At 36.2% G+C, this 13,854-nt stretch carries 14 protein-coding genes and 1 tRNA gene; 7 read left to right on the top strand and 8 right to left on the bottom strand.

What is annotated here, in order from left to right; all coding sequences use genetic code 11:
* Positions 1-85 precede the first annotated feature (85 nt).
* From EV142_RS02510 to EV142_RS02500, 3 genes are all read right to left on the bottom strand, one after another.
* The gene (locus EV142_RS02510; RefSeq protein WP_132032382.1) at positions 86-2,038 is read right to left on the bottom strand and encodes a DUF7849 domain-containing protein; all 1,953 of its coding nucleotides are present in this window, start codon (positions 2,036-2,038) and stop codon (positions 86-88) included.
* A gap of 197 nt (positions 2,039-2,235) precedes the next feature.
* Positions 2,236-3,225 carry a hypothetical protein gene (locus tag EV142_RS02505; RefSeq protein ID WP_132032380.1) on the bottom strand — a complete coding sequence of 330 codons (990 nt, stop codon included), beginning with the start codon at positions 3,223-3,225 and terminating at the stop codon, positions 2,236-2,238.
* Positions 3,226-3,370: 145 nt separating this feature from the next.
* A complete protein-coding gene (locus tag EV142_RS02500; protein WP_132032378.1) occupies positions 3,371-3,670 on the bottom strand; it encodes a DUF4234 domain-containing protein in 300 nt (99 codons plus the stop codon).
* A gap of 130 nt (positions 3,671-3,800) precedes the next feature.
* Here EV142_RS02500 and EV142_RS02495 point away from each other — a divergent pair, with 130 nt between their 5' ends.
* The 5 genes from EV142_RS02495 to EV142_RS02475 all read left to right on the top strand — a co-directional run bounded on the left by EV142_RS02495 (position 3,801) and on the right by EV142_RS02475 (position 8,376).
* Positions 3,801-4,385 carry an RNA polymerase sigma factor gene (locus EV142_RS02495; protein WP_132032376.1) on the top strand — a complete coding sequence of 195 codons (585 nt, stop codon included), beginning with the start codon at positions 3,801-3,803 and terminating at the stop codon, positions 4,383-4,385.
* Positions 4,386-4,387: 2 nt separating this feature from the next.
* Positions 4,388-5,113 carry a tetratricopeptide repeat protein gene (locus EV142_RS02490; RefSeq protein WP_132032374.1) on the top strand — a complete coding sequence of 242 codons (726 nt, stop codon included), beginning with the start codon at positions 4,388-4,390 and terminating at the stop codon, positions 5,111-5,113.
* A 263-nt stretch (positions 5,114-5,376) separates the two neighbouring features.
* Positions 5,377-6,156 carry a TatD family hydrolase gene (locus tag EV142_RS02485; protein WP_132032372.1) on the top strand — a complete coding sequence of 260 codons (780 nt, stop codon included), beginning with the start codon at positions 5,377-5,379 and terminating at the stop codon, positions 6,154-6,156.
* Between the two features lie 62 nt (positions 6,157-6,218).
* Positions 6,219-7,355: a 1-acyl-sn-glycerol-3-phosphate acyltransferase gene (locus EV142_RS02480; RefSeq protein WP_132032370.1), complete on the top strand. Its 1,137-nt coding sequence runs from the start codon at positions 6,219-6,221 to the stop codon at positions 7,353-7,355.
* On the top strand, positions 7,345-8,376 hold the full coding sequence (locus tag EV142_RS02475; RefSeq protein ID WP_132032368.1) for an asparaginase: 1,032 nt from the start codon (positions 7,345-7,347) through the stop codon (positions 8,374-8,376). Before EV142_RS02480 ends, EV142_RS02475 begins: the two co-directional genes overlap by 11 nt.
* A gap of 227 nt (positions 8,377-8,603) precedes the next feature.
* On the opposite strand, the gene EV142_RS02470 is transcribed toward EV142_RS02475, so the two are convergent.
* Positions 8,604-9,839, bottom strand: coding sequence for an MFS transporter (locus EV142_RS02470; RefSeq protein ID WP_132032366.1), 1,236 nt, complete (start codon positions 9,837-9,839; stop codon positions 8,604-8,606).
* Between the two features lie 91 nt (positions 9,840-9,930).
* On the opposite strand from EV142_RS02470, the gene EV142_RS02465 reads away from it, so the two are divergent.
* Together EV142_RS02465 and EV142_RS02460 are read left to right on the top strand one after the other, a co-directional pair.
* On the top strand, positions 9,931-10,800 hold the full coding sequence (locus EV142_RS02465; RefSeq protein ID WP_132032364.1) for a LysR substrate-binding domain-containing protein: 870 nt from the start codon (positions 9,931-9,933) through the stop codon (positions 10,798-10,800).
* A 59-nt stretch (positions 10,801-10,859) separates the two neighbouring features.
* Positions 10,860-10,946, top strand: a tRNA-Ser gene (locus tag EV142_RS02460).
* 221 nt (positions 10,947-11,167) lie between these two features.
* Here EV142_RS02460 and EV142_RS02455 read toward each other — a convergent pair.
* The 4 genes from EV142_RS02455 to EV142_RS02440 form a co-directional block, all read right to left on the bottom strand.
* Positions 11,168-11,506 carry a hypothetical protein gene (locus EV142_RS02455; protein ID WP_132032362.1) on the bottom strand — a complete coding sequence of 113 codons (339 nt, stop codon included), beginning with the start codon at positions 11,504-11,506 and terminating at the stop codon, positions 11,168-11,170.
* A 50-nt stretch (positions 11,507-11,556) separates the two neighbouring features.
* Positions 11,557-12,183, bottom strand: a complete 627-nt coding sequence (locus tag EV142_RS02450; RefSeq protein WP_132032360.1) for a hypothetical protein — start codon at positions 12,181-12,183, stop codon at positions 11,557-11,559.
* 136 nt (positions 12,184-12,319) lie between these two features.
* Entirely contained in the window at positions 12,320-12,727 is a 408-nt protein-coding gene (locus EV142_RS02445) for a hypothetical protein (RefSeq protein WP_132032358.1), read from the bottom strand.
* 351 nt (positions 12,728-13,078) lie between these two features.
* Complete coding sequence (locus EV142_RS02440; RefSeq protein ID WP_132032356.1) at positions 13,079-13,762, bottom strand: hypothetical protein; 684 nt, start codon at positions 13,760-13,762, stop codon at positions 13,079-13,081.
* Positions 13,763-13,854: the final 92 nt, after the last annotated feature.

Genomic DNA, 13,854 nt, shown 5'->3' with positions numbered 1-13,854 from the left:
AAGTTAAATAACTTAAGATTATAATTCGTTTGAAATTTATAAAACGAAAAACTTAAATGTACTTACATAACTAGGGTGAAAAACATCAAAATTTCCAGATTCCGTAAAACTGAAAATAATTGAAATTCTGTTCGAAATTAATCACATATCGCGCCCCCAGACTCGGACCGATTCTCGCCGCACCAACCGTCAGATCGAATAACAATCCGGTTTTAAAATCTGCAAAGGAACTTTTGACCGCATTAGAAGCAGTTCTGGTGTTGATTATAAATTTTTCTGAATCACCTTCAAAAGATTCAATTTTTATAGTTTGATTTTGCTCTTGGGAAACATTGAAATTGGCCTGCAAACCGGCACCAACTCCGATGTAATTATTGATATTGTACCGAATCAGCACCGGTACCTCCCAATTCACACTTTTATTTTCCGTACTTGTAGTAGTACGTTGCCGTTGTTTTACGCCATTCGGATTTACAACCACTTCATCAATTACGTTAGTGGCACTATCGTATTTATTGACACTGTTCAGCCATTCCGCCTGCCAGTAAAAGCGATACGATTTAAATGGTGAAATCGTCGCGCCCACAAAATAACTGGTCGAATTTTCTAAATCCGGATATAAATTGTAACCTGCTTTTGCCCCGATGGAGATTCCCGGTAAAAATCGGGTAGTCGCATAATTGGTAATGATAGGTTCGTTTTTGTCGAAAATGATGGCAGTCCGGCTTCGGGTTTTTACTTTATGGAAATCCTCGGCAAACTTCATGGAATATTTTACGAACCCTTTTGTACTGTCTTTTTCGTGTACATTTTTTTGCTCGCTTCCCGGTAAATAGATATTTTTAAACGTAAAAAAGATCTGGTTCTTTTTAATGATCGTATCTAAACAACTTACGGTGGGTTCCTCGTCTTTCGGGCAAATCGGACATTTGGGATACATATCTTCGATCTGAAATGTTTTCTTGTCAAACATGTCCGGAACATCCGTTTCAAGTCGAATCATTCTTGCCGGTCCTTCACCATTGTTTTGGAAACGGGTTTTGAAATTTACCCTTTTAAAACGTACTAGCCTGTAATTCATAAAACTTCCGTTAGAACCCATTTTGTTGGGATCATGAGACGTTACAATTTCCATCTCGAGGTTTTTTATCTTATGGTTTTTATAACTTCGGCTGGGAACAAAAATTCCGCGCATGGTGACCGTTGCGCTGGTATCTTTGATCATTTCGGGCGTTGTTTTGAAAGTGTAAAAAAGGTTACGGGTTTCCCCGGGATTGGCATCATCAAATTCCAGGACAGAAACATTATGATAGGTTTTGTTGGCGTCTGCTAATGAAGCATCGAGATCTTCCTCGGTAGTGGTATTCCTGTATTTTTTGATTTTGAAAGTATTTTCGGCAGCAGCCAGGTATGATTTAGTATCGTCCAGATCGTCAACGGCAGCGACCGTATTTTCTTTTACTTCTCTTTCATTGGCATACGTCCTGAAATCAACTAATTCGAAATTATTGTTTTTGAATTGTTTCTCGTTATAGAACAAATACAGTTTACCGCTGGACACATAATTTTCCAGATTTTGGTAACTCACTACAACTACCATTTCCTGATCCGGAATGGGGTCGCAGTTTTTTAAGATCGCAAATCCGTTTTGGTCTGCTATCGATGCGATGTCTTTATAATTTGTATCGGTGATCTCATTTACAGCGACCTTTTTCGGCCGTGTAGCCGGAGGTTTTCCGTTGTCGTAATTGTTGGTTACGGCAAGTCGTGTGGTATAATTCCCTTTGGTTTTATAGACATGTTTCGGCTCCGCTTCTTTACTGTAATGGCCGTCTCCCAGTTCCCATAAATACGAATAACTTGGTTTTGGTGCCCCCGCAATCGGAATTAGTGGCGGCGTCTCGGGTTTATAGGTAACGGCATTTCCGTTTTGGATAAAAACAATATGGGCTCTTCGGGTTATGGTGTCTTTTACTTTGGTTTGCGAGAAAGAGATTATAGAAAATAGAAGAAAGAAAATAGATGATAGTGGTTTCATAACTAGATACTTTTTTAGCCCTGCTAATAGTGGAAATCCTTTTTTGCCGGCCCCTATAGCTATCGGGAGGCATAAAAGATTGTAACGGATAGCAGGATTAGCTTCTGAAAATCATCAGAATTATTTTGAAAACTGGATTAAATGTAAAAAAAAGTGATGAGCAAATCACCACTTTTTCTTAAAAAGTATTTTGTAAGTTACTGAATAGCATTAACTGCCGCTATCAGTTGAGCTTCTGTGCCGACTGTTGTTTCAGCAAGTGTGAAAGTATAAATGTCTCCGGCAGCCACTGTCACCCCTTTGATTGCGTAACGCCATTGACCATTATCTTCGGTTGCAAAAATCACGTGGCAAGCCAGTCCAATCGGGATTTGTCCGTAGTGTTCGCTAAATAATCCTGCTGCTGTATAAGTATCCAATTTAGCCAGTGCGTTTGTTCCTTCACCATCATAAGACAAATAAACCGCACTGTTGTTGTTGTCGAAACCTTCCGGAACGTCTACGAGAATAGTTGTTTTTGGTCTTGGATCGCTGTAAAAACGGTCCACGTTCGTCCATCCAAAATTTCCAAAAGTCACATAATAATTGTTTCCTTCCCCCTGTACACCGCCTTTTCCGTTACCGCCATCTGCACCGGCTTTCGCTTCTCTCCAGGCCAGTTCTCCGGCTTCATTGATAGCACCTGTCCATAAGGTCATCGCGTTGTCTACACCATCGGTTAAAGTTGCGGGAACTAACATATTCATATAACAGGAAGTTTGAAGTTCAACACCGCCCTGGGTAGCTTTGATGAAAAATTCACCACCGGAAATCAATAAGTTTTTCTTTCCGTCTGCAGTAATTCCCATGGTTGGTTTGTTGGTAATCAGCATATTTCCTTTGTCAAAAAGCTCGATATATTCGATATTTACGGCTCCGGTTACAGGAGTTCCGTTTTTGGTTAAACAGTCTCCGTTGATGTTTACTTTTACCCCTTTTGCAGAAGTGAAACTCACCACTCCGTTTCCTGCCGTTACAGTAAAGTTCTGCGTGTTTCTTTTAATTCCTTTTTCGGTGATTCCTTTGAAAGCTGCCGAAGTTGGAGGCAGGATTGAATCGTTGGTGTTGTCGCCATCGCTGTTGTCACAGCTTACCAATGTCGTTATAGCGAATAATAATAGTCCGATTGTTTTAAAATTTGTTTTCATGATATTCAGTTTTAATAGTTATTTAATAATATATGTCTACTGCGGGGAAATTGTTACCCCTGTTTTTTAATTTATTTCAGGTTTATAGAAGCAGATCAATTGCGGTGAAATTTTGTTACCCTTCTTTTTTATTTTTTTTTGCATTTTATTTCGAAAGGCACTTTTCTTCAAAAACATTTCCATCTTCATCCAATGCGACCAGGATTTCTTTCTTTCGTGAAAGTGATACGATCAAATAAATCCAGACGATCGACCAGAGACCCAATGTGATCACCGTAAGAAATAAATGAAAGGGATGATTGATTTCTTTTTTCTCTTTGGATAAAACCGCATAAGGCAATTTTTCATTATGTTCGATAATTACAAAACCGTTTCGTTTTTTTGCCAAAAGCATTTTGTGAAAACGATCCAGATTTTTTTCGTTTATAAGGGGATAACTTTCCATTTCTCTTAATTTTTTGAATTGTTTTAAAAGATTCCTGTTTCGTTATATCCATCTGATTTTAGAATTGTTACCCTTGTTTTTAAAATTATTTTCAGATTCTTTTTACATTAGCTTTTTAAAAAGCTGTTTTATGGCCAAAACTAAAATTCATTCCGACCAAAAATATATCGAAGGACTTGCTGCCAATAATTCGATTATAATTCAGGAGATTTATAAAAAGTTTGTTCCGAAAGTTGTTTACTATATCAGGAACAATTCCGGTAATCAGGATCAGGCGCAGGATGTTGTTCAGGAAGTAATGATACTGCTGTTCAATCAGGCCAAAGCCAATACGCTGGAACTGACCTGTCCGTTTGATGCTTATTTTTTCCTGTTGTGCAAAAGGAAGTGGCTGAATGAATTGAAAAAAACAGCCAATAAAGGGGTAACAATTAATGAAGATGCGGGATCTATAAGTGAATCTGCTCATGAATTGGTAGAGCAAACCGAAGAATTTAATGAAAAACAACAACTTTTTGATACCATGTTCCAGAAATTAGGAGACAAATGTCAGGAGTTATTAAAGCTGAGTTTTGAAATTAAATCGATGGAAGAAGTCGCTGAAAAGCTCAATGTAACCTATGGATATGTCCGTAAAAAGAAATCGTTATGCATTGGCCAGTTGACGCAGTGGATTCAGGAAACCAAAAACTTTAAATCTCTAAAAAATAATTAGTCATGAACGAAGAACGCTATATATTATTCGATCAATACCTGGAGGGCGAACTGACTATTGATGAAAAAGCGAATTTTGAAAAACAAATAGCCGATGATCCGCAATTTGCTGCGGAATTTGCCGCTTTCAGAACCGCACAACAGCAATTGGAAAATAAATTCGGAATAGCAGCAGAAAGAGAAGCGTTCAAAGAAAATCTGATGAAGATCTCGGACAAACATTTCCATAAAGACAAATCAAAAGTAATTGCCTTAAAACCGTGGAATTATGCGGTTGCAGCTTCTGTAGTGATTTTGATTGGATTGTTCTTTTTTAATTATAGCAAAAATCCGGTTTATGAAGATTTCAGTCAGCACGAACAGGCTTATTTTACCGAAAGAGGAAATGCAAACACCACTTTAAAACAGGCGGAAACTGCTTTTAACGCGCACAACTATAAAGCTGCAATTCCGCTTTTCGAGAAAATCCTTAAGGAATCAAAAACACCTGAAATTCAGCTTTTTTATGGCATTTCTTTACTGGAAGAAAACCAGTATACAAAAGCGAAAGCTGTTTTTGAAGCGCTAAGAGCAGGAACATCAGTATACAAAGATAAAGCCACCTGGAATCTTGCTTTATGCAAATTGAAACAAAAAGATTATGCCGGCTGCAAAAAAATCCTGCTTACCATTCCGCAGGATTATGAAGATAATGTAGAAGTACAGCTATTATTAAAAGATTTAGAATAAACGGGTCAATATATGGTTTTTCATTTCGAAAGCGAGGAATTTCTTTAAAGGGATTCCTCGCTTTTATTTTGAGATTTATTTGTCTTCCCCACGAGAAAAGGATCCACAAAAAACAAACCATCCATAAACCAGGAAAAATCCGTGCAAATCCGCGTTTTCACAAAGTGAATCCGTATCATCCGCGTACCATTTCCCGCCCTCACCATTCCAATTGGAAAGTTTTTAATATTGTCGTAATTTTGGCTTCTTAAAAATAAGTCCCATTGAGCGCAACAACCATTATTACCGATACACACACCCATTTATACTCAGAAGAATTTGATCAGGACCGCGATGAAATGATCCGTAGAGCCCTAAATGCAGGAGTAACCCGTTTTTTTATTCCCGCAATTGATGCTGCCGCAACGCAGTCTATGTATGATCTCGAAAAAAATTATCCTGAGAATGTATTTTTGATGATGGGTCTGCATCCCACTTACGTGAAAGAAAATTACCTGGACGAGTTGCAACATGTTGAAACCGAATTGGCCAAAAGGAAATTTTATGCCGTTGGTGAAATCGGAATTGATCTGTATTGGGACAAAACACATCTGGCAGAGCAGCAATTTGCTTTTAGGAAACAAATTCAGTTAGCGAAACAGTATAAACTGCCCATCGTAATCCATTGCCGTGAAGCTTTCAATGAGATTTTTGAAATTCTGGAAGAAGAAAAATCAGAAGACCTGTTTGGAATTTTCCATTGTTTTACCGGAACACACGAACAGGCTTTACAGGCCATATCCTATAATATGAAACTCGGAATCGGTGGTGTGGCGACTTTTAAAAACGGAAAAATAGATCAGTTCCTAAACCAGATCGATTTAAAACATATTGTTCTCGAAACCGATTCGCCCTATTTAGCTCCAATTCCGTATCGCGGAAAGCGAAATGAAAGCAGTTATATTGTAAATGTAGTAGCAAAACTAGCCGATATTTATGATGTTTCCGAAGAGGAAATAGCAGCGATTACCACCCAGAACTCACAAGACGTTTTTGGTATTTAACCCACAACTTACAATACTTTAATTTTTTTTTTGTTCTTTTGCCCCACTAAAATAGAAATGTAATGCAGAGATTTGATGCCATTCGACCGTTTTATGATTCAGAAATAAATGAAGCACTTCATGATGTTGTCAATCATCCGATGATGAAAGCCATGATGAATTTTACTTTTCCGGAATTAGAAGATGATGCTTGGAAAGATCAGCTTAAGAAAACACATTCGATTCGTGATTTTCAATGTAATTTTATTTATCATACCATTCAAAAAGTGCTGGAGAGAAGCTCTGAAGGACTTACCACTTCAGGTTTTGATAAACTGGAAAAAAATACTTCTTACTTATTTGTATCCAATCACCGTGATATTTTATTAGATACTACCCTGCTAAATGTTTGTTTATTCGAACATGGCCTGGTAATGACAGCATCTGCAATTGGAGATAATCTGGTTAAAAAAGCATTCTTAAGCACCTTAGCAAAACTGAATAGGAACTTTTTGGTTTTGAGAGGTTTAACACCAAGGGAAATGCTGCATAGTTCTAAATTATTAGCAGAATATATGGGGCAGCTATTGCTTCGTGAAAATCGTTCGGTTTGGATTGCCCAAAGAGAAGGCCGCACCAAAGACGGAAATGACGAAACAAATCCCGGCGTGCTGAAAATGATCGGAATGGGTTCTGATGAAGCCAATCTGATGGATTATTTCAGGAAAATAAAAATCGTTCCGGTTTCTATTTCATACGAGTACGACCCAACCGATGTGCTGAAAATGCCACAATTAATGGCAGAAGCAAACAACGAAGTTTATATCAAAGAAAAAAACGAAGATTTCATGACCATTTTAAGTGGTATTATGGGAACTAAAAAAAGAATACATATTTCTGTCGGTGATGTTCTAAACACGGAAATTGATCAGATTGTAGCAGAGAATGACAATGCCAACAAACAAATTCAGGCTTTGGCGCAGGTAATTGATGATTCTATTTTGAAAAATTACCAATTATGGCCGACTAATTTTATCGCCTACGATATCTTAAACGGAACCAATAAGTTTGCACATTTATACAAAGAAAATGAAAAGTCGCTTTTTGAGCGTCGTTTAGAAATGCGAATCGGAAGTGATAATCCCGTGACCAGACAAGGATTTTTATCCATGTATGCGAATCCGGTGGTCAATAAATTAAAATATCAGGATGTCATTTAAGGCTAAAATACTTTTAATTTATACCGGAGGAACTATCGGTATGAGCAAGGATTTTGAGACAGGAGCGCTCAAAGCCTTCAATTTTAGTAAATTATTGCAAAAAATTCCCGAGTTAAAACAACTGGATTGCGAAATCGAAACGGTTTCATTTGAAAACCCAATCGATTCTTCGAACATGAATCCGGAGATGTGGGCAAAAATGGCCACAATTATCGAGGAAAATTATATCGCTTTTGACGGTTTTGTAGTGTTGCACGGCTCAGATACCATGTCTTATTCTGCTTCAGCACTGAGCTTTATGCTCGAGAATTTAACTAAACCTGTAATCTTTACAGGATCGCAACTGCCAATAGGGGATTTGCGTACCGACGCTAAAGAAAACCTGATTACAGCCATTCAGATTGCTTCCTTGCAGGAGAATAATAAACCGGTAATCCATGAAGTTTGTTTGTATTTTGAATACAAATTATACCGCGGAAACCGCACTTCTAAGGTAAATGCAGAACATTTCAGGGCTTTTACGGCACCCAATTATCCTGAATTGGTAGAATCAGGCGTTCACCTTAAATTAAATTCCCATTTATTCCTTCCCGTAAAAACCGATGCGAAATTATTGGTGCACAAAAATCTGGACAATCATGTGGCCATTGTAAAAATGTTTCCGGGAATGAGCGAAATTGTTTTGGGATCGATCCTGTCAACACCCAACTTAAAAGGAATTGTTCTGGAAACCTACGGTTCCGGAAATGCCCCGACCGAAGAATGGTTTTTAAACCTGATTCAAAAAGCAATTCAATCCGGTCTGCACATCGTAAATGTGACGCAATGTTCCGGCGGAAGCGTCAATATGGGACAATACGAGACCAGTACAGCACTTAAAGAATTAGGGGTAATTTCAGGTAAAGACATCACAACCGAAGCGGCCATTACAAAACTGATGTATTTGTTAGGTCATCCAATAGAAGCGAAAAACTTCAAAACCGTTTTTGAAACTTCTTTACGCGGGGAGATTTCATTATAAAAAAACAATATTTTAAATTCCAAATTCCAAAACTGATCACTCAAAGTTTGTCATTTCGAGGAACGAGAAATCTTCGTTAGAATCGCTACACCGTTTTGCATCTTCGGAAATGGATATGGTTGCGGAGATTTACCTCATCTGTTTGTTATCAATCAGGTTTCAAAATGAAAGTTTGCGAATAATTGGAATTTGGAATTTATTTAGATAGCTAAAAGAATTGGAATTTATCAATCCTTATAAGGTACCGTACAAGTTTCTAAATCCTCTTCAACAGCCTTGTGATTTTTATAATACACATAAACAATCACCGAAAGAAGACAGATGATACCCTGAATTGCCACCGTAGTTCGTACACCAAGGGAGTGAGAAAGATACCCAATAATCAAGCTTCCCACAGGAATCATGCCCTGATACGCCATGAGGTAGTAACTAATACTTCTGGATCGCATATTGATAGCACTTTGCGTCTGAATATAAATATTGATCGATGAAGTTTGTCCCATCATTCCGAGACCGCTCAGCGTCATGCAAATAAGCGCAATGGTCAGACTGTTAGAAACCGCCAGTATAATAATGCTGAAGCCCAGCAATAAACTCGAAGCAATCATTATTTTATTCATGTTTTTGGATGATTTGAGGTTGGCAAGATAAATTGCGGAGAGCACAGAACCAATCCCTGCGGAACTTTCGAACCAGCTAAAAGTTTGGGCATTTCCACTAAAGATATCTTTGGCAAAAACAGGCATAAGCGTATTGAAAGAAATGACAAATAAACTACTGCACATTAACATCAGCAGCATTCGGGCCATTTCCGTTTCTTTTTTAACATAGTCAAGGCCTTCTATCAGATCGTCCAGCATTTTAAGCTTGTGCTCTGCCTTGATATGCGGTGTGATTTTCATCAATAGCAATGAAATCAGAACCGGAATATAACTAATGAAATTTCCAATAAAACAAATGTCTTCACCATACTGGTGCAGAATAATTCCGGCCAGGGCTGGACCGGCAATTCGGGCGAAGTTGTTCAGCGTTGAATTAAGAGCTACCGCATTGGGTAAATCCTCTTTGTTATTGACAATATCAATCATCATGGTTTGTCGGCAGGTCATGTCAAAAGCATTGATAATGCCCTGAATAAGGCTGAGCGCCAGTATAAAGTTGATGTTGTATATTTTCAGATAAATAAGCAAAGCCAGTGCACCCGCCTGAAGCATGGCCAGCGATTGTAAAATCATCATAGAGCGGTGTCTGTCGTAACGGCCAATAATACTTCCGGCCACAGGCGCTAAAAATAAGGAAGGAATCATACTCAGAAAAGTAGCCAGCCCCAGTAAGAAAACAGATCCGGTGATGCTGTAAACCATCCAGCTGACCGCAGTTTTCTGCATCCATGTACCAATAACCGAAACCGACTGACCGTAAAAGAATAATTTGAAGTTTTTTGATTTTAACGCCTTAAACATAATCCTTGCTATTTTTTTACAAAGTTCGGGATTATGATTTCATTAGAAAAATTAATAATTTTACTGATAATAAGTAGTAAAACTTATCGATATGGAAATCTATCAACTACAGTATTTTATTAAGACGGCTGAGGTACTTCATTTTACAAAAGCCGCCGAGCTGTGTTTTGTCACACAATCCGGATTATCGCAACAGATCAAAAAACTCGAAGAAGAACTCGGAATGCCTTTGTTTATCCGGATCGGGAAAAAAGTACAGCTTACCGAAGCCGGCTCCGTTTTTCTGATTCATGCCAAACAGGTCATCGAAAAGGTACAAAACGGAAAGCAGGCCATTGACGATTTAAACGAAATGATTGGCGGTGAACTTCGGGTAGGCGTAACCTATATTTTCGGACTTTTGATTTTGCCGGTGATCAATTCCTTTGCAAAAAGATATCAAAACCTCAAAATTGTAGTCGAGTATGGCACAACAGAAGCCCTGGAACAAAAATTAATGAACAACGAATTGGATTTGGTGCTTGTGATTTCGTCGCACGACATCGGGCTTCCGATCCAGAAAGTACCTTTGTTTACTTCGCATATGGTCATGGCGGTGTCAAAATCACATCCTTTGGCAGTTCTAGATAAAATTGCCTTTAAGAAAATAGAAGAAATTCAGCTTATTTTACCGGGAAAAGGCTCCAATTCCAGGGAATTTGTAGAAGGACTGTTTCTAAAACACAACATGAAACCCAAAATCGCCATAGAGTTAAATTCCATTCACGCTTTGCTGCAAATGGTAGAGAACAGTGACTGGGCGACGATAGTGGCAGAAAAAGCCTTAAAAGGCTGGGATAACCTCAAATCGATTCAGATTACGGGAGTTCCGACCAAAAGAGATTCGTTTATGCTGACGATTGGCGGTTACCAGAAAAAGGCCGTAAAACTGTTTATGGAAGAGTTTCGAAAAAGCATCTAAAGAATATTGGATTTTACTTTTGTAAGTCATTTTTTTTTGTGTTATTTGCAAACCGAAATAGAGAGGTGTCCGAGTGGTTGAAGGAGCTAGCCTGGAAAGCTAGTATATGGGTAACTGTATCGAGGGTTCGAATCCCTTCCTCTCTGCAAAATTAGAAACCCTTGTGAAGTTTAATTCACAAGGGTTTTTTTATGGAATGGGTTTTTTTATCTGGTTAATGCGTAAAATCAACATTTAGGTACATTTAACATTGCTATAAAGACAAAAGCCACTCCGATATGGAATGGCTTTTTATTTTGATTGCGTTCACGAGCGGGACGCTCGCCAGCTGGGGGAATTTTTAATTGCTCATCTGTTAAAGAATTTCCTAATTCTTTTGATCATATTGCAACTTATACCATATACCTGTCTCGAGATCTCTCCAACGAAATGAAGAATAAAATTCTAGTGCTTCAGATATTGGAACATTACCTACCAACGCCCATTTTTTCATTTTTAATCCGGATTCTATTAAGGTATAAAAACAAAAACTGTATCCGGAATCTACAATTTCATTCAAATTATGGGTTTCTTTATTTTGATTAAAAACCCAAATTAAATTGTCTCCTAAATAAAATGGATCAGTATAGAAATATTGAAAATATCTCACTTCTTTTTCATCTATAATTTTATAAATATTCCCTGATATCAATGCTTTTTTAATCATTTAAATCCTAATTTCTTACCATATTCGTCCCTTGTAAATAACCAAGGCTATTAAAAAAAAGACTTTAAAGAGTCTTTTTGTATCGTAATTCCAAAAGGATCATGAGTTATTTTAAAAATATTTTTATTTATATCTATTCCTAAAAAATCGCCATCTTCCAGATCTTTTAGGTGATAGTAAGTCTTCCCATCAAGCGGAACTTCATATATCTCTGAAACATTTAATAAATCTACCTCCTCTTGTGTAAACAGAGATTTAATTTTATCAAAATCTTTATTTTCGTAAAAAGATCTGTATGCCGAAGCAACATTGATTTTGTTTGGATCAGGATTAAAGTTGAGAATATCGTGAATTGAATATCCCAATATTAAATTAAAACCCAGATCAATGCTAAGACTTTTATATTGATTAGTTGTTTTGTCAAATACCTCAATTCCTTTGATGATTGATATTTGTTCGTTCTTCTTTTCAAATTTATTAAGTAATGCAATATTTAATTTGAAGCTTATATAATCCGGAATATTTTTATCAAATCTTACGGATTCAATTATCCCCTCTGCTATTTGTTTTTCAAAACTATAATATTCAGTACCAAGCAGCCTAAATATATTTTGAAATAACTCTTTTTCCCATCCCTTTAAATGGATTTTTTCTTTTCTTTTAAAAAAATTAAACATACTGCTGTTTTTATTTTAGCAAAAATTAGTAAGCTCTCTAAAAGTATTTACCTTAACTGAAAAAACATCCTCTCTTTTTGTGTGTACGCTCTCTGTCATATTATTAAGAAGTCAACAATTTTGGTTTTATAATTGTTTAAATATTTTGAGAATAGTAATCATATTTCTCAATCGTATCTTTCACTAAGGAATTGGCTTTCAATTTGGAGAAAAATTCTTCTTTGTTATAAATCTTTATCACCTTGTACGGATCATGTATTAAAAGATAGCAATTTCCCGCGATATCAACTGCAAGAACATCACCATTCTCAATATTATCGATATAGAAGAAAATACCATCCTGAAGCTTTATTGAATAAGTGTGATTGATCTTTTGCTCAAATTCTTCTTTCTCATTACTGTTAAAATTTGATTGTTTTAAAAAATCTTTTAACTCTTTATTTTCAAAGTGTTTTTCATTTATTTCTGAAATATCAAATTTAGTAAAATCAAAATCAGAGAATTCTATACTTTCAACATTAAATCCTCCCAAATAACCGGACAAAATATTTAAATTAATCGAAACGAAATCCTCTTATAGCTTGTTCCAAATTTTAATATTTTGCAAAATAAAAAAATGGGGTAATTTTTTGTTTATAAAAGTAGGTTCTAATTTTGCATTGAGCAAAAAAGTATAACTATCCTTAAATCCTAATACATTTTCTTTAAAAGCAATTAAAAAATCATCATTTATTTGGGGTAGCAAATAATGATACTTTCGAGGTAAGATCGTTATGAGACTTTTAAAAAAGTGTAATTCAATTTTTGTTACCGGATATTTTTTTTTCTTCTTTTTAAAAAAATTAAACATATTATTTTCAAGTTAAATTGCAGTATGGTTTACTCACTGAGTTTCTTACAATATTATTTCTGAACTTTTCAGCTTTGAAATTTTCTTGTCTTCTTTATTTATCTCGATACGCTTTAAAAGTTCTTCCCTGTTTGATATTGTTTTCTGTAATTCCTGAAGCCATTGATCTGCCTCTACACCAAATACTCTAAAGTGGTTTACGTCCCAAGCTCTTTTACTAATTTCTTCTAATATATTATGAGCTTCATTTACTCCAGTAATTAAAGCTATTTCGAATTTTATTTCCTGAAGTAAAGCCTGCAGGTAAGAGTTTGGGGCGGCACTCAATGGCGGTGTTTTAGCATATTCATCTAATACTGATAGTATTTCTTTTAAAGAAATATTTCTGTCGAAAAGCAATGGAGTTTGTTTCTTCACACTTTCTATCACGTCACTAAAAAAAACCTCGTGTCTTTCATAGGGTATATCAAATTCAAATCCTTTTTTGTTTTTGAAATTCTTTAAAATAATGGGATAATCAAGACATGCTTTTACATCCTTTTTCCAAAGTGGGTATATTACAAAATATGGGCTGTAATTGTCCTTAAATGGAGATTTTATCAATTCTATTCCTAAAATACAACAACCAACTATTTTATATAATTTATTTTGTGCAAATGCTGAAAGTTGAGGAAAAACAAGTAGCCATTCCTCAGTAATCTTCTTTTTTATTGTTTTGTCTATTGCCATTTTATAGTTGCATTATATAAAAATCCTTTTAATCGATCACAGAAGATTTTATTTTGAATATCTTAAATAGCATGATTTTATTGCTCAACGAA

Origin of the sequence: Flavobacterium circumlabens, assembly GCF_004345565.1 — a bacterium.
GTDB classification, from domain to species: Bacteria; Bacteroidota; Bacteroidia; order Flavobacteriales; family Flavobacteriaceae; genus Flavobacterium; species Flavobacterium circumlabens.
Note: the sequence above shows the minus strand (reverse complement) of the source record. Positions and strands in the feature narration are given on the sequence as shown.